This is a genomic window from Serratia fonticola, assembly GCF_001006005.1.
Lineage (GTDB): Bacteria > Pseudomonadota > Gammaproteobacteria > Enterobacterales > Enterobacteriaceae > Chania > Chania fonticola.
Genome location: NZ_CP011254.1, coordinates 25,636 through 43,941 on the forward strand (window position 1 = coordinate 25,636; position 18,306 = coordinate 43,941).

General features: G+C 51.4%; 20 protein-coding genes. 12 read left to right on the top strand and 8 right to left on the bottom strand.

Annotation, left to right across the window (positions count from 1 at the left end; genetic code table 11):
* Positions 1-69 precede the first annotated feature (69 nt).
* Entirely contained in the window at positions 70-702 is a 633-nt protein-coding gene (narP, locus tag WN53_RS00115) for a nitrate/nitrite response regulator protein NarP (RefSeq protein WP_024484513.1), read from the top strand.
* A 26-nt stretch (positions 703-728) separates the two neighbouring features.
* Here the strand turns inward: narP and WN53_RS00120 are convergent, their stop codons facing one another.
* Entirely contained in the window at positions 729-1,007 is a 279-nt protein-coding gene (locus WN53_RS00120; protein WP_024484514.1) for a winged helix-turn-helix domain-containing protein, read from the bottom strand.
* 287 nt (positions 1,008-1,294) lie between these two features.
* Between WN53_RS00120 and acrD the strand changes: the two genes are divergently transcribed.
* Positions 1,295-4,423 carry a multidrug efflux RND transporter permease AcrD gene (acrD, locus tag WN53_RS00125; RefSeq protein ID WP_046807977.1) on the top strand — a complete coding sequence of 1,043 codons (3,129 nt, stop codon included), beginning with the start codon at positions 1,295-1,297 and terminating at the stop codon, positions 4,421-4,423.
* Between the two features lie 126 nt (positions 4,424-4,549).
* Here the strand turns inward: acrD and ypfM are convergent, their stop codons facing one another.
* Positions 4,550-4,609 (bottom strand): protein YpfM, encoded by a 60-nt coding sequence (gene ypfM, locus WN53_RS29095; protein WP_137751254.1) that lies wholly within the window; start codon positions 4,607-4,609, stop codon positions 4,550-4,552.
* 368 nt (positions 4,610-4,977) lie between these two features.
* On the opposite strand from ypfM, the gene WN53_RS28530 reads away from it, so the two are divergent.
* A complete protein-coding gene (locus tag WN53_RS28530) occupies positions 4,978-5,190 on the top strand; it encodes a DUF4762 family protein (protein WP_152526590.1) in 213 nt (70 codons plus the stop codon).
* A gap of 113 nt (positions 5,191-5,303) precedes the next feature.
* On the opposite strand, the gene WN53_RS00130 is transcribed toward WN53_RS28530, so the two are convergent.
* Both WN53_RS00130 and WN53_RS00135 read right to left on the bottom strand, forming a co-directional pair.
* Positions 5,304-6,623 (bottom strand): HdeD family acid-resistance protein, encoded by a 1,320-nt coding sequence (locus tag WN53_RS00130; RefSeq protein WP_024484516.1) that lies wholly within the window; start codon positions 6,621-6,623, stop codon positions 5,304-5,306.
* Between the two features lie 38 nt (positions 6,624-6,661).
* A complete protein-coding gene (locus tag WN53_RS00135; RefSeq protein WP_024484517.1) occupies positions 6,662-7,927 on the bottom strand; it encodes an MASE1 domain-containing protein in 1,266 nt (421 codons plus the stop codon).
* A 220-nt stretch (positions 7,928-8,147) separates the two neighbouring features.
* Here WN53_RS00135 and WN53_RS00140 point away from each other — a divergent pair, with 220 nt between their 5' ends.
* From WN53_RS00140 to WN53_RS00160, 4 genes are all read left to right on the top strand, one after another.
* On the top strand, positions 8,148-8,627 hold the full coding sequence (locus tag WN53_RS00140) for a tetratricopeptide repeat protein (RefSeq protein WP_024484518.1): 480 nt from the start codon (positions 8,148-8,150) through the stop codon (positions 8,625-8,627).
* Between the two features lie 10 nt (positions 8,628-8,637).
* Entirely contained in the window at positions 8,638-9,069 is a 432-nt protein-coding gene (locus WN53_RS00145; RefSeq protein WP_024484519.1) for a GNAT family N-acetyltransferase, read from the top strand.
* Positions 9,070-9,877: 808 nt separating this feature from the next.
* Positions 9,878-10,357: an Hcp family type VI secretion system effector gene (locus tag WN53_RS00155; protein WP_024484521.1), complete on the top strand. Its 480-nt coding sequence runs from the start codon at positions 9,878-9,880 to the stop codon at positions 10,355-10,357.
* Between the two features lie 2 nt (positions 10,358-10,359).
* A complete protein-coding gene (locus tag WN53_RS00160; RefSeq protein ID WP_024484522.1) occupies positions 10,360-11,196 on the top strand; it encodes a DUF4225 domain-containing protein in 837 nt (278 codons plus the stop codon).
* Here WN53_RS00160 and WN53_RS00165 read toward each other — a convergent pair.
* Positions 11,184-11,564 (bottom strand): hypothetical protein, encoded by a 381-nt coding sequence (locus WN53_RS00165; RefSeq protein ID WP_071784956.1) that lies wholly within the window; start codon positions 11,562-11,564, stop codon positions 11,184-11,186. The genes WN53_RS00160 and WN53_RS00165 overlap by 13 nt on opposite strands.
* A 150-nt stretch (positions 11,565-11,714) precedes the next feature.
* Between WN53_RS00165 and WN53_RS29100 the strand changes: the two genes are divergently transcribed.
* The 5 genes from WN53_RS29100 (at position 11,715) to WN53_RS00185 (ending at position 14,463) form a co-directional block, all read left to right on the top strand.
* Positions 11,715-11,843, top strand: coding sequence for an Hha/YmoA family nucleoid-associated regulatory protein (locus tag WN53_RS29100; RefSeq protein ID WP_425313912.1), 129 nt, complete (start codon positions 11,715-11,717; stop codon positions 11,841-11,843).
* A 250-nt stretch (positions 11,844-12,093) separates the two neighbouring features.
* The gene (locus WN53_RS00170) at positions 12,094-12,480 is read left to right on the top strand and encodes an ArsC family reductase (RefSeq protein ID WP_024484524.1); all 387 of its coding nucleotides are present in this window, start codon (positions 12,094-12,096) and stop codon (positions 12,478-12,480) included.
* Complete coding sequence (dapE, locus tag WN53_RS00175) at positions 12,477-13,604, top strand: succinyl-diaminopimelate desuccinylase (RefSeq protein WP_024484525.1); 1,128 nt, start codon at positions 12,477-12,479, stop codon at positions 13,602-13,604. Before WN53_RS00170 ends, dapE begins: the two co-directional genes overlap by 4 nt.
* Complete coding sequence (locus WN53_RS00180; protein ID WP_024484526.1) at positions 13,601-14,275, top strand: M15 family metallopeptidase; 675 nt, start codon at positions 13,601-13,603, stop codon at positions 14,273-14,275. Before dapE ends, WN53_RS00180 begins: the two co-directional genes overlap by 4 nt.
* A 2-nt stretch (positions 14,276-14,277) precedes the next feature.
* Complete coding sequence (locus WN53_RS00185; protein ID WP_021178743.1) at positions 14,278-14,463, top strand: YpfN family protein; 186 nt, start codon at positions 14,278-14,280, stop codon at positions 14,461-14,463.
* A gap of 29 nt (positions 14,464-14,492) precedes the next feature.
* Here the strand turns inward: WN53_RS00185 and ypfH are convergent, their stop codons facing one another.
* The 3 genes from ypfH to ypfJ form a co-directional block, all read right to left on the bottom strand.
* Positions 14,493-15,182, bottom strand: coding sequence for an esterase (gene ypfH / locus WN53_RS00190; protein ID WP_024484527.1), 690 nt, complete (start codon positions 15,180-15,182; stop codon positions 14,493-14,495).
* A 108-nt stretch (positions 15,183-15,290) separates the two neighbouring features.
* Positions 15,291-17,300 (bottom strand): tRNA(Met) cytidine acetyltransferase TmcA, encoded by a 2,010-nt coding sequence (locus WN53_RS00195; protein WP_024484528.1) that lies wholly within the window; start codon positions 17,298-17,300, stop codon positions 15,291-15,293.
* Positions 17,301-17,356: 56 nt separating this feature from the next.
* Positions 17,357-18,226: a KPN_02809 family neutral zinc metallopeptidase gene (gene ypfJ / locus WN53_RS00200; RefSeq protein WP_046807978.1), complete on the bottom strand. Its 870-nt coding sequence runs from the start codon at positions 18,224-18,226 to the stop codon at positions 17,357-17,359.
* Between the last annotated feature and the right edge of the window lie 80 nt (positions 18,227-18,306).

An 18,306-nucleotide genomic window follows, 5' to 3' on the forward strand; every position in this document is an offset into this window, starting at 1 on the left:
TATATTTTAAGAGTCAGCTTTACTGCCGGCAGTACGCAGTGGCTTTACTCGCTACAGGGAGCACGTTTTATTGTGATGAAAAATTACCGAGTAATGATCGTGGACGATCACCCGTTGATGCGCCGTGGCATCAAACAGTTACTGGGGCTAGATCCTACTTTCACCGTGGTGGCAGAAGCCAGCGGCGGTGCTGAGGCGATCGCCCTGGCTGCACAGTTCACGCCAGACGTGATCCTGCTCGATCTGAACATGAAGGGACTTTCAGGGCTGGATACGCTGAAAGCACTGCGCGATGAAGGGGTGGATGCACGCATCATCGTACTGACCGTTTCCGACTCCCGCAGCGACGTCTATGCGCTGATCGATGCTGGTGCCGATGGCTACCTGCTGAAAGACAGCGAGCCAGAACAGTTGCTGGAGCATATTCGCCAGGCCGCCGAGGGCCAGAACGTGATTAGCGATGCGGTTGCGGACTACCTTTCGTCACGCAGCGAACAACACGATCCCTTTGCCGCTCTGACCGAGCGTGAACTGGATGTCTTGCAGGAAGTGGCACGCGGTATGTCAAACAAGCAGGTCGCGGCGCAGTTGCATATTTCTGAAGAGACGGTGAAAGTGCACATCCGCAATATGCTGCGCAAGCTCAACGTGCGTTCGCGCGTGGCGGCAACCGTGATGTATCTGGAAGCGAAAAGCCAGTAATGCTTCCCCGGCACGCCGGGGAACTTTCAACCAATGGCCGCCAGCAGCATCTCATGATGCTGATTAATCCAGCTTTGACTTAGCGGGCCCCAGTTTGCCAACTGGTAATAGCCATCGTTATTACGCTTCCCCTGCTGCACAAACTGCAACTCCAGGCCCAGGCCTGGCAAAGCTTTGAGTACATCCTGCAACGTACGGCGCGGCCAACCGGTCAGTTCCATCAGGCGCGGAACGTTAGGGCGTTCATTGCTGCTGATCAGCCAACACAGATAAAGACGACGAGCAAATACCGGGTTAATTTCCATGCTTAACTCCTGCTGAGGAAAACGTCCTGATTATTTCACCGTAACGCCATAAAATCGCCATAATGACGCGTTTCGTGGTGATGCAATGTGTAACTGTTGATTTCTACTACTGTTATTTACATTATCTCCTTTTTTTCTCCACGCTTTATCTGCGCTTGACGAGTAAAGTGCAGTAGCACCTTTGGGTACAATCAAATCCTGCAACTGCCCGGCCACCAGTCAGCGCCAGGCGTAAGCATAACTGATGCAGTCAAAAATAGAATAAGTCACAACGAGGTTCATGCCGCATGGCCAATTTTTTTATTGATCGCCCGATTTTTGCCTGGGTTCTGGCAATTATTCTTTGCCTGACGGGGACGTTGGCGATTTTTTCTCTGCCTGTCGAACAATATCCGAACCTCGCTCCGCCAAACGTGCGTATCAGCGCCTCCTATCCTGGGGCATCGGCACAGACGCTGGAAAATACCGTTACCCAGATTATCGAACAGAACATGACCGGCCTCGACAACATGATGTATATGTCGTCCCAGAGCACCAATACAGGCCAGGCCTCGGTTACGCTGACCTTTGATGCCGGCACCGATCCCAACGAGGCAATGCAACAAGTACAAAACAAGCTGCAGGCCGCCATCAAGCGGTTGCCACAGGCGGTACAGCAACAAGGCGTAACGGTGTCAAAATCGGGCGATACCACGCTGATGATGGTGGCCTTTGTCTCCAACGATGGCAGCATGGATAAGCAGGACATCGCGGACTACATCGTCTCCAACCTGCAAGACCCCCTCAGCCGTATTAACGGCGTAGGCAGCATGGACGTTTACGGTTCACAATACGCCATGCGTATCTGGCTGGATCCGAACAAGCTCACCAGCTACCAGCTCACCACTCAGGATGTAGTCAACGCCATCAGTTCACAGAACACTCAGGTGGCGGTGGGCCAGCTAGGCGGCTCCCCTTCCGTGGATCAGCAGGCGCTAAACGCCACCATCAATGCTCAATCCCAGCTGCAAACACCGGAGCAGTTCCGTCAGATCACGCTGCGCGTCAATCGGGACGGCTCGCTGGTCACCCTGGGTGACGTTGCCACGGTGGAATTGGGCGGGGAAAACTATAACTACCTCAGCCGTTACAACGGCCTGCAGGCCGCCGGGATGAACATCAAGCTGGCCTCCGGTGCCAACGAATTGCAAACCGACCAGTTGGTGAAAGCCAAGATCGCCGAGCTTTCACAATATTTCCCGCACGGGCTAGAAGCCAAGATTGCCTATGAGACGACGCCGTTCGTGCAGGCTTCGATCCATGACGTGGTAAAAACCCTGCTGGAAGCTATTTTGCTGGTGTTTTTAGTCATGTACCTGTTCTTGCAGAACTTTCGCGCCACGTTAATCCCCACTATCGCCGTTCCGGTGGTGCTGTTGGGCACCTTTGCCATCCTTTCGGCCTTCGGCTACAGCATTAACACCCTGACGATGTTTGCCATGGTGCTGGCGATCGGCCTACTGGTGGACGACGCCATCGTGGTGGTGGAAAACGTGGAGCGCGTGATGAGCGAGGAAGGTCTCTCACCCAGGGACGCCACCCGTAAATCCATGGGGCAGATCCAGGGTGCGCTGGTGGGGATTGCCATGGTGCTTTCAGCGGTATTTATTCCCATGGCCTTCTTCGGCGGCACCACCGGGGCCATTTATCGCCAGTTCTCGATCACTATCGTTTCCGCAATGGTGCTTTCGGTGCTGGTCGCCATGATCCTCACCCCGGCCCTGTGCGCCACTATTCTCCAGCCGATCGCCAAAGGCCATCATCACGGCAAGCGCGGTTTCTTCGGCTGGTTTAACCGCATGTTTAACCGCAACACCGAACGCTATGAACGTGGGGTAGCGCGCGTATTGCATCACAGTGTCCGCTACATGGTGATCTACCTGTTGTTGTTGGCCGGTATGGCAGTACTGTTTATCAAACTGCCAACCTCGTTCCTGCCGCAAGAAGACCGTGGTGTATTCACCGTGCAGGTGCAGTTGCCTGCAGGCTCCACACTGCAGCAAACCACCAAGGTGGTGGAAAAGGTCGAGCACTACTTCCTGACCGAAGAGAAAGCCGACGTGCTGTCGGTGTTCTCCACCATCGGTGCCGGGCCAGGCGGCAACGGCCAGAACGTCGCGCGGCTGTTCTTGCGCCTGAAGGACTGGGATCTGCGCAGTTCGGGTGCCAATAGTTCGTTTGATATCATCGAGCGTGCCACCAAGGCCTTTAGCAATATCAACGAAGCGCGCGTGATCGCCAGCAGCCCGCCAGCGATCACCGGGCTGGGGAATTCTTCGGGCTTCGATATGCAGTTGGAAGACCACGCCGGGCTGGGGCATGACAAACTGATGGAGGCTCGCAATCAATTACTGCAGCTGGCTGGGCAAAACCCTCAGCTATCGCGTGTGCGCCATAATGGCCTTGATGACAGCCCGCAATTGCAGATCGATATCGACCAACGCAAGGCACAGGCGTTGGGCGTGTCGATCGACGATATCAACAGCACCTTGTCAACCGCCTGGGGCTCCACCTACGTCAACGACTTTTTAGACCGTGGGCGAGTGAAGAAAGTGTACGTCCAGGCCGGAGCGCCCTTCCGCATGCTGCCAGAGGACATCAACAAGTGGTATGTGCGTAACAACAGCGGCGGGATGGTGCCCTTCTCCGCCTTTGCTACCTCCCATTGGGAATATGGTTCACCGCGTCTGGAACGCTACAACGGTAACTCCACGGTAGAAATCGTGGGCGAGGCTGCCCCGGGCGTCAGTACCGGTACCGCGATGGATGAAATGGAAAAACTCGTCAGCCAGCTACCGACCGGTTTCGGCCTGGAATGGACCGCAATGTCCTACCAGGAACGCCTGTCCGGTTCCCAGGCACCGGCGCTGTATGCCATCTCGCTGTTGGTGGTATTCCTGTGTCTGGCCGCCCTGTATGAAAGCTGGTCGATCCCGTTTTCGGTCATGTTGGTGGTGCCGCTGGGGGTGATCGGTGCCGTCACGGCCACCTGGCTGCGCGGGCTAGAAAACGATGTGTACTTCCAGGTGGGGCTATTGACGATTATCGGGCTCTCGGCCAAGAACGCCATCCTGATCGTGGAATTTGCCAACGAGCTGAACAATAAAGGCCAGGATTTGCTGGAGGCAACGCTGGAAGCCTCGCGCCTGCGTTTGCGCCCTATCCTGATGACCTCACTGGCGTTTATCTTCGGCGTTCTGCCAATGGCCATCAGTTCCGGTGCGGGTTCTGGCAGCCAGCATGCGGTAGGTACCGGGGTGATGGGCGGTATGATTTCCGCCACCGTTCTGGCGATTTTCTTTGTGCCGCTGTTCTTCGTATTGGTACGCCGCCGCTTCCCTGGTAAAGCGCAGCCTCACCATCACGATAGCCAATAGCAGACGTAAAAAAAGCAGCTTCGGGAAACCGAGGCTGCTTTGCTAAAGACTTAATATTGTTACCCAAGGTGCTTTAAATAAAAACAAACCCAATAGCCTTATTCAAGCTTTAAACCCTATATGGTGTTAGTTACCCAACATCTCATCAATAAAGTCTTTCCAATTTTTTAACTCTCGATCAACCATGATACTTCACAACCTCCAGTTATTGGACGCAGCGATTCTACGCCGGTTTTTTGACCAAGTGAAGCCTTTTGGGAACGATGCCAGCCAAGAAAAACCAGGATGGAACATATTTTCAGATTAATCAAAAACCTACCCCGATGTTACATTTTCTTTGGCGTCCTGGAACCTATGCATGGTAACGGATACCTACGTTAAGTTGAATTTATCCTACAAAACCAACACGACAATTTTAATGTGCCACAAACAAGATCATTCCAATACAGTTACCGGCATCATCCTGTTATTGGCACATTCCTTTGCTATGGCTTGAAATTGCACCTTAGATAGCTATCCTAACGTTTCATTAATATGACACAAGGAAGGATCTCATGAAAAAAATAACGCATAATAAAGCCACCCATGTAATTGGCGGTAATAATTTGGTGTGTGGTAACACACGCTATTTATGGATAAGAAATGACGATGGCAGTGGCAACTATATCTGCATGCAGAGAGAGGAGTGCAATATACCTGGCGATGATAAATTCGGTAACCCGCAAATCCACTTTAACAGAGTCGCCGCTTCATTCTGTGGACGATAATTAACGCCCATTAATTTATCCGGTGTCCTTTTTATAGACACCGGATGATCAACGCTCAGCCTTGCCCAAAAATGCGTGAGTGATTATTGTTTTAAAATAATCATGACGTGTCCCTATCCCTCTTTTTCCGGTTGCCTGCGCTTGAGAATACGCTGATACCATGGCTGAGGTACGGGGTGAACAATATGTCGCAGCGCTCGGGCGTAATCCATCACCAGCCCTGGTGTCCAAGCCATTGAGAGTGCCCGTCTGCGTACCTGCGCGGCAATCCACAATTCCGGCATGGTCAAAATGCGTAATGTGCCCAGCCAGCTTTTACTCTGTTTGGCAAGCACGCCATCCAATGAGGCTTCCAAGGCATAGGCAACACTACTGGAGCAGTTACGCGACGTCAGATTGTAGATTTTAGTCAGCTGATAGCCGCTCCAAAACCGTATCAGTGCCGAGCTGTTATAACGGTGAAACTGGATCTGCCGATTCGAATCGCACCAGTTGGCCGCCTCGGTAACATAGTCCGGCTGGAAGGTGCCGGGCACGTCATTTTCTCGCGTCGCCTTCAACACATTGAGAAACTCTGAAGGAGAACGATCGATATCTGCCGCTGGATACAGGCTGATATAGATGCTCGGTACCAGTTCCAATGCAGCATGCCCGGTAGAGATAACCCCTTGAGCATCCACGGCCGCGATATAGCGATTAATGACTGGCCGGGGGATTGGGGCCGCACTCGCCGTTCCTTCCGGGGTCCAGATATGGACGGTTAAAGGCTGTTTAAAATCAATGCTAGGGGCAACCACCTCGGCTGGCCGAGTCGCCGATTTCTTTCCAAAGACGTAAAATATCTCGGTAGGTACCAACAATTCAAACACCGAGGTGCCGTCCCTTAAAAGGTTGGCCCGCCTGGCTAATTGCAGGATATTGATGCCACTAACAACCATCAATGTACCCAGGAAAAACGATATGGTGGCCTTGTAGTGCACCGGATAGGGGCTAAATATGAGCATGGCGAACAGTATCTGAGCAATGCCGCTGACCAGCGCATTCTTCCAGCGCGGAAACCGCACGATCCAGGCAGAAGCGATCATAAACAAGCCAATAACGAAATAGGAGAAACCGAATATGATTGCCAGTAACAGATTACTGTAGGGTTTATTCGCCAGGATCAGCAATGCGACAACACAAAAGATCCCGCCCTTGAAATAGAGCACCGCTTTCTGTGCCCCAACCCCGCTGGAGGCGATACTCAACGTGACCAGGCTCTCCAGAAGCATCAGCGCACCAAAAACCTGTAAGGGAAAATAGAGCACGCCATCAAGGCCATCGATAAAGATACCGATCCCCATAAGCCCCCAGATAATCCCGATTACGCCCAAAAATTTGGCTTTGGAGCGCACAAAATCAACGCCGAATAATAACAGGGCAATCTGGATCACTGCTGCAACTCTCCGCAATATGCAAATAATAGGTTCATTTAACTGTCCTGGTGATACTGGCTTGCTTGCCAGTTGCCGACAATAATGCTCTGTTGTTCCTCATCCAGCAGGACGCAGCTGTTATCCACCAACGTTAACCACTCTCCCTGTGGCATCTGGATACGGAATACCAACGGGGGGCGGGGCTGAGGACTATCATTGAGGAGCCAATGGTCACGCAGCTTGCCTTGATCATGCGGGTGAACCCATTGCATGACGTCATCCATGGTGTCTAACTTATTGGGAACCTGCTGCTCAAACAAACTACCTAGCTCATCCTCCCAGTGCAAAATCCCGGTACGCGGATTGAGGCTATAAATCACCCCCTTGCCGGTTATCCGGCCGGTATCTGGGTTAAAACTGTTGGTCGAGTGCTTCAACACCCTGATAAACACGATCAACAACGCCGTCGCGGAAAGGTAGCTCAAGGCTAATAACAGAGACTCATTAAGATGTAAGCCCTTTAGAAAAAAGGGCCCATGCTGATGATTGGTATAGTAAATCACTCCCAATCCAAGAGTGATAAGCGCGAGAGACCCCCCACGATTCCCCCAGGCCACAGAAAGCATAATAGCCAGAATAATGGGGAAGCATGCCAAGGCAAAGTAGAGCGCAGCAGCGTTGTGTTGCAGCCAGAGAAGGGGGTAACCAAAGATAAACCAGATCGAAACACACAGCAGCAGCCAAAGTGCCCCACCCAGAAGGCCCGTTTGCAGATTGCGACTGGCAGGTTCCAAGCGCCGATTGACAACCCCCATAATAACGGTTGTGGCAAAGATAATGCCGGTAACATCAGCGATAAAGTTCTGCCAGAACAAGCTGAACAAAGGCTGCTGGTGGATTAGGGCATAACCCCCACCAATAATTAGCGCATCCAGCCCGCTGAAGACCAAGGTTGCAGTGATACAGACTAAAATAGTATGGAGATCGTCATTAAGCCGTGCAAAGCGTCGAACGGCCCAGGCGACCGCTACGTTGGCTGGCATGGATAGCAGAGCATCGATCAGTGATTGCAATGGTTTATGCTGCCAGCCCTCCGTCAACAACAAGCTTGCCAACGTCAAAATGACGAACAGGGTTAAATAACTGCGCCAGCGGGACAAAAGAAAGGCGGCAACCGCAACACCAGAGGGAAACCACACGATTGCGATCGGCGAGTTAGGGTCGTCAAATTTTAATGAGATCAATCCGGCGAGGTAATAGATTATCCCCCATAGCAGCAGGGTGAAAAGTTGTCGAACATACGATGGAACGTGGGGTGTCATTTTTTACTCACTGGTATGCACGCAGGCATTTTGTGAAAAATATCACGTGTTGCCGTCAAGAAAAGCCTGATTAACTATAGGATATTCTACATCAGCATGATGTGAACGTACTATTTCAAACTCATCGGAGATCTATCCAGGCATATATTTCTTTGCGGATGAATAGTGAAGGAGTAACGTTGCTACAGGATTTAGCCAAACACCGTTGAAAGGGAAAATCATGTCTTCGAGTATCACCATCGAACAGTTGAAACAACAAGGTCGCTATCCAGAAGCCACCGAACTGGCCCAACAGATGCTGCAACAGGCACCGTTGGATGGCTCGCTGCATTACCAGCTGGCGTGCCTTTACGATGTGCAGGGCTTTGAGCAGCAGGCGATCCCCTGTTATCTCGCCGCCTTGCAGCAAGACCTGCCCGCACAGCTTCGCCAGGAAGCCTGGCTGGGCCTGGGTAGCACCTATCGCGCATTAGGGGAATATCAGAAATCGCTAGCCGCTTTCGACGACGGGCTAAACGAGTTCCCGCAGGCCAAAGAGATCACGCTGTTCCGCGCCATGACGCTCTACAATCTAGGGGAAACCAAACAGGCGGTGGCGGATCTGCTGATCCTGTTGGCAGAGACCTCGGCACATACGGAAATCAGCAGCTACCAGCGTGCTATCCAGCAATATGCTGCAGATTTGGATCGTATTGGTTGAGGGGAAAATTATGGAGATCATCACCGATCCGCGTAAATGTAATATCGACTGGCAACAGTTGGGCGAATTGCTGGCCGCCGCCGGACTAGGTGAGCGTGATCAACAGGTCTTACAGAAGGTGTACCAAAATAGCCAATTCTGCTATTGGGGCTTTATTGAGGGAGAGCTGATGGCCACCGCCCATGCCATCAGTGACATGACCTCGGTAGCTTATCTGGCCGATGTCGCCATCCATCCGCGCTTTCAGGGGCAAGGTTATGGTCAGCAGTTGATGGATCGCGTCATGCAAGATCTGGCCCCGTTAGGTAAAGTGTTTATTTACTCGGTGCCGGACAAATTGGCATTTTATAAGCGATATGGCTTCCACGATCTGACTACCGGCATGGTGTATGCCGATGGGAGCGCGCTGGAAAGGTTACAAAATAGCGGGTATGTGCGTTGAACCCCAAACTGCTAAATAGCGATTCCTAATAAGCCTAGTATATGGATAGTATGTCAGAAAAAAACCATCAACCTACTTTCTTACAGCTTATATCAGCTTAAATGCCTAGCTCACATTGACGTTTAGCATTTTCTCCTTAATGAAAAACCACATCGATTTAATATAGAACCTCATTGGCGTTATATAATATGATGGAATGATTAACATAAGGAACATGAGAATGATAATCCCTAAGGCTGGGGCACCATTTTTAAGCGTGGTACCAATCGTGAATATTGTTAATATCACAGTTAAAATAACGCTCGCCCTGAAGGTTCTTTTCCCTACATCCCTTACCGAATAGATAAAATCAAGGTTGAAAATTTTAGCATTGGTTTTTGCCTGCCTGATTTCATGCCGAGTGAAACCTGACTCCAGCAGCAATCTACTCGTCGTTTTAGTTTTTCCATTAATCGACTTCATTTCTAATACAGCTTTGGTTAAGTAATGATTTTAAATAAATTACATTATAAGCTTATTTATGTAAAGTCTAATGCTAAATCTTTATGGTATGGCGGTACTGGTGAGACCTCTAAGACAAATTTAGCGTTCTGGGATCCTGAGCTAAATAACCTTACCTAATACCGTACCACTGAAGCCTGAGGCAGTACGGTTATAAACGATAACTTCCCCATCTTATCAATACACCTCATGAATGCATCCAAACCAATTTAATCACATGGCAAATACATAGCATGCTTTAGATACTGGATTTAAAATCAGATCCTATGTATTATAAGTTTTTCTGTACTTAATGTAAGGGATTTACATGGCTAATATAATTTACGGAACCATCCAGGGTGACAAGCAAGGGCTGATCTCTGCGGGATGCTCAACTCCAGATTCAATAGGCAATAAGTATCAAAAAGGACATGAAGATCAGATCTTCATTCTCGAATTGCTCAATCTTATGACCCGTGAGAGCAATGTACAACTCCATCCGTTGCAAATCAGAAAACCCATAGATAAAGCTACTCCACTCCTAGCCTTGGCAATGAACCAGAATGAACGTTTAACTTGTGAGTTTGTGTTTTACAGAATGAATGCATCTGGTGGGCTGGAAATTTTCTTTAAGATAAAACTAACTGGAGCGACGTTAACTGAAATCAGAATGTTTAGCCCTAACTCATTAACGCATAATGAGGTTCAATCTGATGAAAGTATTTCCATCAAATATGAATCTATCACTTGGGAACATGTTATGGCGGGAACAAGTGCTTATAGCATCTGGGATGATAGGGTGTATTAATCATGGGTACTGCTGCAATAGCTCATTTAAAATATGACTTAGATAGACATGCGGTGGACCTAAGGCGTATTGCTACTTTAGCCTCAGCCTATTTCATTGAAAATTACCAAATAAGAAGAGAATACCTCAGGGAAGTTGATGATTTTATCAGCGATATTAACAGACGATTCAAAAGTACATTCGATATTAATGGGCGAATGAGATTAATCATCGAGGTTCGTACTGAAAGTGAAATTACTCAACGAGAGTATCAGATACTCAGACAAGGAAGTTATACTAAGTACATCGTTACAGAAATATTTGAAGATCAAGGTGTAGTTAAATACGCAAAAATAGGTGGAGGAGTTTTTTCAGGATTAATTCAGACATATATGGGTTGGACAATTAATAAACTTGGTCAAACAATGCACTTTAGGCATATGAAATCTATAGGGGTAATATTAATAGCTAATGGGACAAATAATACATTTGAATCGATATCACCAGTGCTATTTGAAAACCAGCGAGTTGGTTGGGTTAGAAAGTTATATAGATTAGGTGCGGAATATTTAGGCGGAGATAAATATGATGGTGACTTTGCTTATGGAACAGTTGATTTTATAGCCACATTATATTCCGCCTATAGAATGCCTGTCATAACTCAGAACAAAAATAGATATGTGACTCCTTTTTTATTTGAAAAACCTGGAACGGGAAGGCTTTTCAGGTATGTAAATAAAGACTATGTCCCTAAATGGATTAATGCAAGCAATGCCATGAGAATATATCAACTTGGCTCTACTGCTCATAAATTCTCACTATTATATGGGGGTGAGGGCTACAAATATCAGGAAAATTGATTTATCTTAATTTTCAAACCGAGCTTAATTAATTTAAGCTCAGTTATTATACTATGGTTATCCTTTTTGGCATTATTATATATTTCCCATAAAATAAAGGCAGCAAAAAATGGAACTGCAAAGAGAGTTTCTTTTATATCAAAAAAAACAGTCCCAATAACATAAAGAATGGATATAGTAACTAAAGTGAAAATTGTTTTAGCTGACTCTTTCGATACTACTACTATAGAATCAACAAATGACATTTTTCTACTATCCTCTTCCCCTAATCTTTTCAGCTCTTTTTTATAAGCTAAATAGTCTTTCTTGAATTTTAACAATTCTTTATAAGAAAAACCATTGTTAGAGACTACAGTGCGTTCCTTCATTTTGTTCTCTCTCATTATCTTATTGTAATTTAAGTTAGTATAATGGAATAAAAAAATAAAATCATTAACAAAAAACCAAGTAACTTTAAATTGACAGAGTGAATCATACAACTGTGCCGTTGTACGGGTATTGAAACGCTTGATAACGTCATTGATAAGAACAAATATGAACCAGTGACAAACCTCCATGTAACCACTGTTCACCACCTTGCTGAATTAGCGATGGGGAAACGACATGATAAGGTGCCAACGGCTGTATTTCAGGAAGTTCTTATATAAAAGATGTAGCAATAAGTACTGAGTGGGGCCGTATCTCGTCGCTTTACACAGAATGCCAAAACAAAATGTGTTACTCATCTGCGGACCTGAAACTGCAGGCCTCTCCCTGTCAATGATGAGCACATCGCCGTCTGGATCTAAACCCCGTTTTCCCGCATTATCTGTGCTATCACCGTGCGGTATAAGTTAGTGATCTACTCTATGTGCCGCTCAGTACCGATTTTGACGATTAAAAGGTAGCTTTTACGCCATGACAGACAAACCGCAGCACACCTCGCTGACCATGTTCGGCATCAAAAATTGTGACACCATCAAAAAAGCACGCCGCTGGCTGGAAGAACAGGGAGTGGCTTATCAATTCCACGACTATCGCGCAGACGGGCTGGACGAGCAGCTGTTGCGTGATTTTGTCGCTCGCCTGGGCTGGGAACCATTGCTGAACACCCGTGGCACTACCTGGCGTAAACTGGATGAAGCCCAGCGCAATGCCTGCGACAATGCCGATGCCGCCATCGCCCTGATGCTGGAGCAACCGGCCATGATCAAACGCCCCTTGCTGGATGATGGTAAAGGACATGCCCTGCTAGGCTTCAGCAGCGAAAGCTATCAGCAATTTATTACCGAGGTTAACTCATGATCTGCCCTGTTATCGAACTGGCGCAACAGCTTATCAAGCGCCCTTCCCTCAGCCCGCATGACGAAGGCTGTCAGGAGCTGATGATCGCTCGCCTGAAAGCGATCGGCTTTACCGTCGAACCGATGAACTTTGGCGATACGCAAAACTTCTGGGCCTGGCGCGGCCAGGGCAGCACGCTGGCGTTTGCTGGCCACACCGATGTGGTGCCAACCGGCGACGAGAAGAATTGGGATAACCCACCGTTTGAGCCCGTCATCCGCGACGGCATGCTTTATGGTCGTGGAGCCGCCGATATGAAAGGCTCCCTGGCCGCCATGGTGGTGGCCGCAGAACGCTTCGTTGCCGCCAACCCCAACCATCAGGGCCGCCTGGCGTTTCTGATCACCTCAGACGAAGAGGCCAGCGCCACTCATGGCACCGTGAAGGTAGTGGAAGCCTTGATGGCTCGCAACGAACGCCTTGATTATTGCCTGGTCGGCGAGCCTTCAAGCACCGAGCGGGTCGGAGACGTAGTGAAAAATGGCCGCCGTGGCTCGATCACCGCCAATCTGCGTATCCATGGCGTTCAAGGGCACGTCGCCTATCCGCATCTGGCGGATAACCCGGTTCACCGGGCTATGTCTGCGCTAAACGAGCTGGTCACCATTGAGTGGGATCAGGGCAACGAATTCTTCCCGCCAACCAGCATGCAAATTGCCAACGTGCAGGCCGGTACCGGCAGCAATAACGTGATCCCTGGTGAAATGTTCGTGCAGTTCAACTTCCGCTTCAGCACCGAACTGACCGATGCCCTGATCAAGCAGCGGGTGCAGGAACTGTTGGACCGCCATAACTTGAATTACAGCATCGACTGGTGGCTGTCTGGCCAACCTTTCCTAACTTCACGCGGTGCCTTGGTAGATGCCGTGGTGAATGCGGTGGAACACTATGCAGAGCTCACCCCGCAATTGCTGACTACCGGCGGTACCTCTGATGGCCGCTTTATCGCCCAGATGGGAGCACAGGTGGTTGAGTTGGGGCCGGTCAACGCCACTATCCATAAAGTGAATGAATGCGTACATGCGGCCGATCTGCAGTTACTGAGCCGCATGTATCAGCGTATTATGGAGCAACTGGTCGCATGATCAGCGCAGAAATGCTCACCGGACGCTCGACGGAGCACCTCGCCGTGCTGAGCGGCAATCATCGGCTGCAACCCGCTGCGGTGGTGGCCTTTCAGGCCATGCAGCAGGCGGCGAAAACGGCAGGCTTTGATCTGCAACCGGCCAGCACCTTTCGCGATTTTGACCGGCAACTGGCGATCTGGAATGGCAAGTTCTGCGGAGAGCGGCCAGTATTAGATCGCAATAGCCAGCCGATGGATATCCAGCCATTGTCCGCCGCCGAACGTTGCGAAGCTATTTTGCGGTGGTCGGCCCTGCCGGGTGCCAGCCGTCATCACTGGGGCAGCGATCTGGATGTTTACGATCCGTCGCTGTTACCGGAAGGTCAAAAGTTGCAGTTGGAGCCGTGGGAATATGAAGCTGGTGGTTATTTCCATCCGCTAAATCTTTGGCTGACTGCACATATGGCCGAGTTTGGTTTCTATCGCCCGTTTACCGCCGATCAAGGTGGAGTGGCGATGGAACCCTGGCATTTAAGTTATCGCCCGTTGGCGCAGGAGGCCGAGCATTTACTGACGCCCGAGCTGCTGCTAGCGGCCTGGCGAGATAAGGACGTTGCTGGCGCATCTTGGCTCGCAAGCCATCTGCCCGCGATATTCTCGCGTTTTGTTCGCCCTGAAGGAAAGGTGTAAACATGCATTGGTTAGCTGACTACTGGTGGATAATCCTGGTGATATTGGCAGGCATTATCATTAGCGGGATCAAAGAATTACGCCGCCTGGATCATCGAAAATTCCTGGCTAACAAGCCTGAATTGCCGCCCCACCGCGATAACAACGCCAAGTGGGACGACGAGGACGACTGGCCGAAAAAGCCATAACTTCAGGGCGCACATCAGCGCCCTGCTGTTTATTTAAAGGCAATCAGATCGCCCCGTTTACCAAACATCGCCTCTTCCCAATAGCGCTGCGGCACGTAGTAATGCAAACGCTCCAGGGCAGCGTTCATCATGCCCGAACTGATTGCATGCCCGACGCCTGGCTCAATATCCAACGTCACATCTGCGCCAACAGCCTGTAGCTGAGCCTCAGCCGCTTGTGCATGCTCCGCAGCAATAACGCCGTCCGTCTCACCATGGATCAGGTGTACCACGCTGTCACCAAAACCGGCTTGCGGTAACTGGGCAAAACGGCCGCTGAAGGCTACTACCCGCCCGGCCAGTTTGGCTTCGGCTTTTAACCCTTCCAGCGCCATAATCGAACCCTGCGAAAAACCAACCAGCGCAGTGCCCGCGTAGCTCACGCCGCTGTGTTGCTGCCAGTAGCGCACGGTTTCAACAAAGGTCGGCATCACTTCGGCAATACGCTGCACGCGGTTGTCTTCGGTGATCCCCTGAACCGAGAACCATTGGCGCCCCTCACCGTTACCAAAAGCGAATGGGCCACCAATGCTGACCACCAAGGCCTGTGGGAAATCTTTGGCGAAGTAACTGCCGATCTCCCCCATCGCCACCGGGTTATCCCCTACGCCATGAAACAACAGTATCAGTTGCTCTGCCGGTGTTGCGGGGCTTTGGACAACGAAATGCGAGTGTTTCATAGGGGACTCCTCAGGTTAGAGACATCCGGGACAGACCCGGCAACTGCCCCTTACTATACGCCGCGGAGAAATCAGGAAAATCGGGTTTTATTGAACAACTCTTTCCATTTATTGCAACGACTGCGCCCACTCCTGCCAGTAACGACAATGTTGCGCATTAAGTTGTTGCAACGCCTGCCCAGCCTCTTGTCGCCAAACCCGCAGCAAGGCTTTTTGGCCACTCAGGCCATATTGGGCTGCGCACTGGGCCATGGTTTGTTGTTGCTGCAAATGCGCGCGCAATGCCGCACAGGGCAATGGGCTGGTCAACAGCAGACGTTGTAGCGCCCCCAGGCTAGCCTCCAAGGGCCGGTGGGCAAAGGCAAAACCGGCCAGCTCGCGCCAATCTTCCTCATTTAATAGCGGATCGGCATCATCGTCGAACTCCAGCAACAGGTCGCTACGTTGCCGCAACCAGCGCCAATCCCGTGCCAGGTGCTTATGCGCCGCATGGCACAGCGCCTCCCCTTGCTCGCTAATGGCCAGCAATGCCATGGCGCTATAACAGCCGCTGCTGGCCTCCGGTTTGTTGCCAATACGCACCAGGGTGAAGCCACAGGATTGCCAGAACCGCCACAGCGGCTCGGTATAGCCGAAGCTGACGGAAAGAAAATCCAACCCCTTCGAGACGCGTTTTTGCTGTTCCACCAACCGGCTGGCGATCCCTTGCTGACGTAACTCCGGCAATACAGCGATACGGGTAATGCGACGGGAACGCAGCGTAGGTGCCCACCATTGGCCGCTATGTGCCGCCAAAGATTGAGCGACCAGATTGCCACGTGGCCTTCTACGGCCAGCCCAAACCTCGTGGGCCAGTTCAACCGATAACCCGCCCTCGTCCACCAGCCACAGAGCCCCTACTACCTCATCCCCCAGCGATGCCGCACTGAAGTGCATCCCGGGCGCATCCATCAGGCGGCGTAAATCCAGCGGTGAGGTTCTATAGTGTGCGCTACAGAGCAACGCATAGAAACGCCGTAACCGTTGCGGATCGGCACACAGTTCAGCCTGTTCAATAGCACCAAAAGTGGGTGACTGCCCGGCCACGGCCCATACCGGTTCCTCGTTGAACAGCAAGGCATGATCGATAATCCGCTCCAGGGCATCGCCCGCTGCCCAACGCATCGGTTGCTGCAAGCTTAGCGGCTGCCACTGCGGCAAGGTGGCGCAGAACTTCAGTAAAAAGCCGCGCCCCGTTCCTTCGTAACCCTGCACCGTGGTTGTCAGTAATACGCGTGGGAAATAGTCCATTAGCTGTTGCAGTAAAGGACCAGGAATTGCTGCGGCCTCATCCACCAGCAGCCAACCAACCCCCTTTGCACCCTGTTCAGAACAATGCTGTAGCAAAGCATCCGGTGCCCAAAACTGGGCCCGTCCGGCGGCCCACTCGCTGGCAACGTCGGTAGCGGCGCGGCTCGGGCCGGTGATCCAACAGGTTAGCGGGCTGCTGGCCATCAACATCCCCGCCACCGTCGATTTCCCCCGGCCACGCGCAGCGGTTAATACCCAGATCCCAGACTCGGCCGCCAACAACCGGGCCAAAACGGCCTGCTGTTCATCACTCGGATTACCCTGGGGAGCTTGCCAGGCTGGCCGTGATGGTAAGGGTGCCAGGCACAACGGTTCACCTTGCCGCCAAATAGACACTTCGCTATCGGCCAGCAACTGTTGTTGCAGATGGTGGATAAAATGGGGTGTGGCGATCTGCTGTGGGCAATCGCTCCAGCGCAGGCTGTCGCTATCAGGCTGCTGCGGCCAACTTTGCCAAGGTGGAACCAGCAACAGTAACCAGCTACCGGCTTGTAATGTCCCGCAGAGCTGGGCCAGCGCTTCAACGTCCAGCCCCGCTAACGCATCAAATACCGCATGCAACCGCTCCTGCCCCAACAGGGTTTTGACCGCGCTACTCGCCAACGCATCGATTCCTGCGGGCGCGTCATTACCGACCCAAGGCCAGTCACCCGGCAGTTGTGCCGCCAGTTGCTGTGCCTGATCTCGGCACCATTGTGGTTCGCCGCTGATCACCAACAGCCGCCGAATACCCTGCTGCTGCATGCGTTGCTGCATTTTTTGTAACATGAATATTGAGGCCTGAAAGCAGAGTGCCGGGCTCTAGGCACCGGCACTGAGTAATATCAACGGGAGGCGAAGGTGTTGCAGGTGTTAGGGTCGCCGCTATCGAACCCTTGCTTGAACCAGGTATAACGCTGCTGCGAGGTGCCATGCGTAAAGCTGTCTGGCACCACTCGCCCCTGGCTTTGCTGCTGCAAACGGTCGTCACCAATCGCCTGCGCGGCATTCAGCGCGGCTTGCAGATCGCCCGCTTCCAGCATCTGCTGTTTCTCGGCGTAGTGGCCCCAAACGCCAGCAAAGCAGTCGGCCTGAAGCTCCATTTTCACCGACAGGCGGTTAACCTCTGCCTGGCTAGCCCCTTGCTGCATCTGGCGCACCTTACGCTCAATCCCCAATAGATTCTGCACGTGGTGGCCGACTTCATGCGCAACCACATAGGCCTGGGCAAAATCACCGCCCGCACCCAGCTTGGTTTTCATATCCTGGTAGAACGAGAGATCGATATAGACCGTATCATCCGCCGGGCAATAGAACGGCCCCATCACCGATTGGCCGGTGCCGCAGCCGGTACGCGTCGCGCCCCGGTACATCACCAGTTTGGGATCCTGATAGTTTTTCCCCATCTGCTTGAAGATGCCCTGCCAGTTATCTTCGGTAGAGGCCAGCACCACCGAGGTAAACTTGGCCAGTTGATCGTCTTGCGGGCTGATGCTGGCGCTTTGCTGCTGAGACTGTGGAGAAACATCTCCGCCATTCAGCAGCGGAGTCAGGTCTACCCCGTAGTAACCGGCAACCAGCACCACGACCAGAATGATCAGGCCACCTTTGCCGCCGATAGGTATCCGGGGGCCGCCACCGCCGCCGCCCAGACCTGAAGACTGCCCACGGCGATCCTCGACATTGTCACTTTCACGACGCCCTTGCCAACGCATAAATAAACTCCAGAGATGATTTTTAATAATCGTAGGAAACTTGCCCTGGTTACTATTATAAGGCGTTCGTGGCGGAGGGA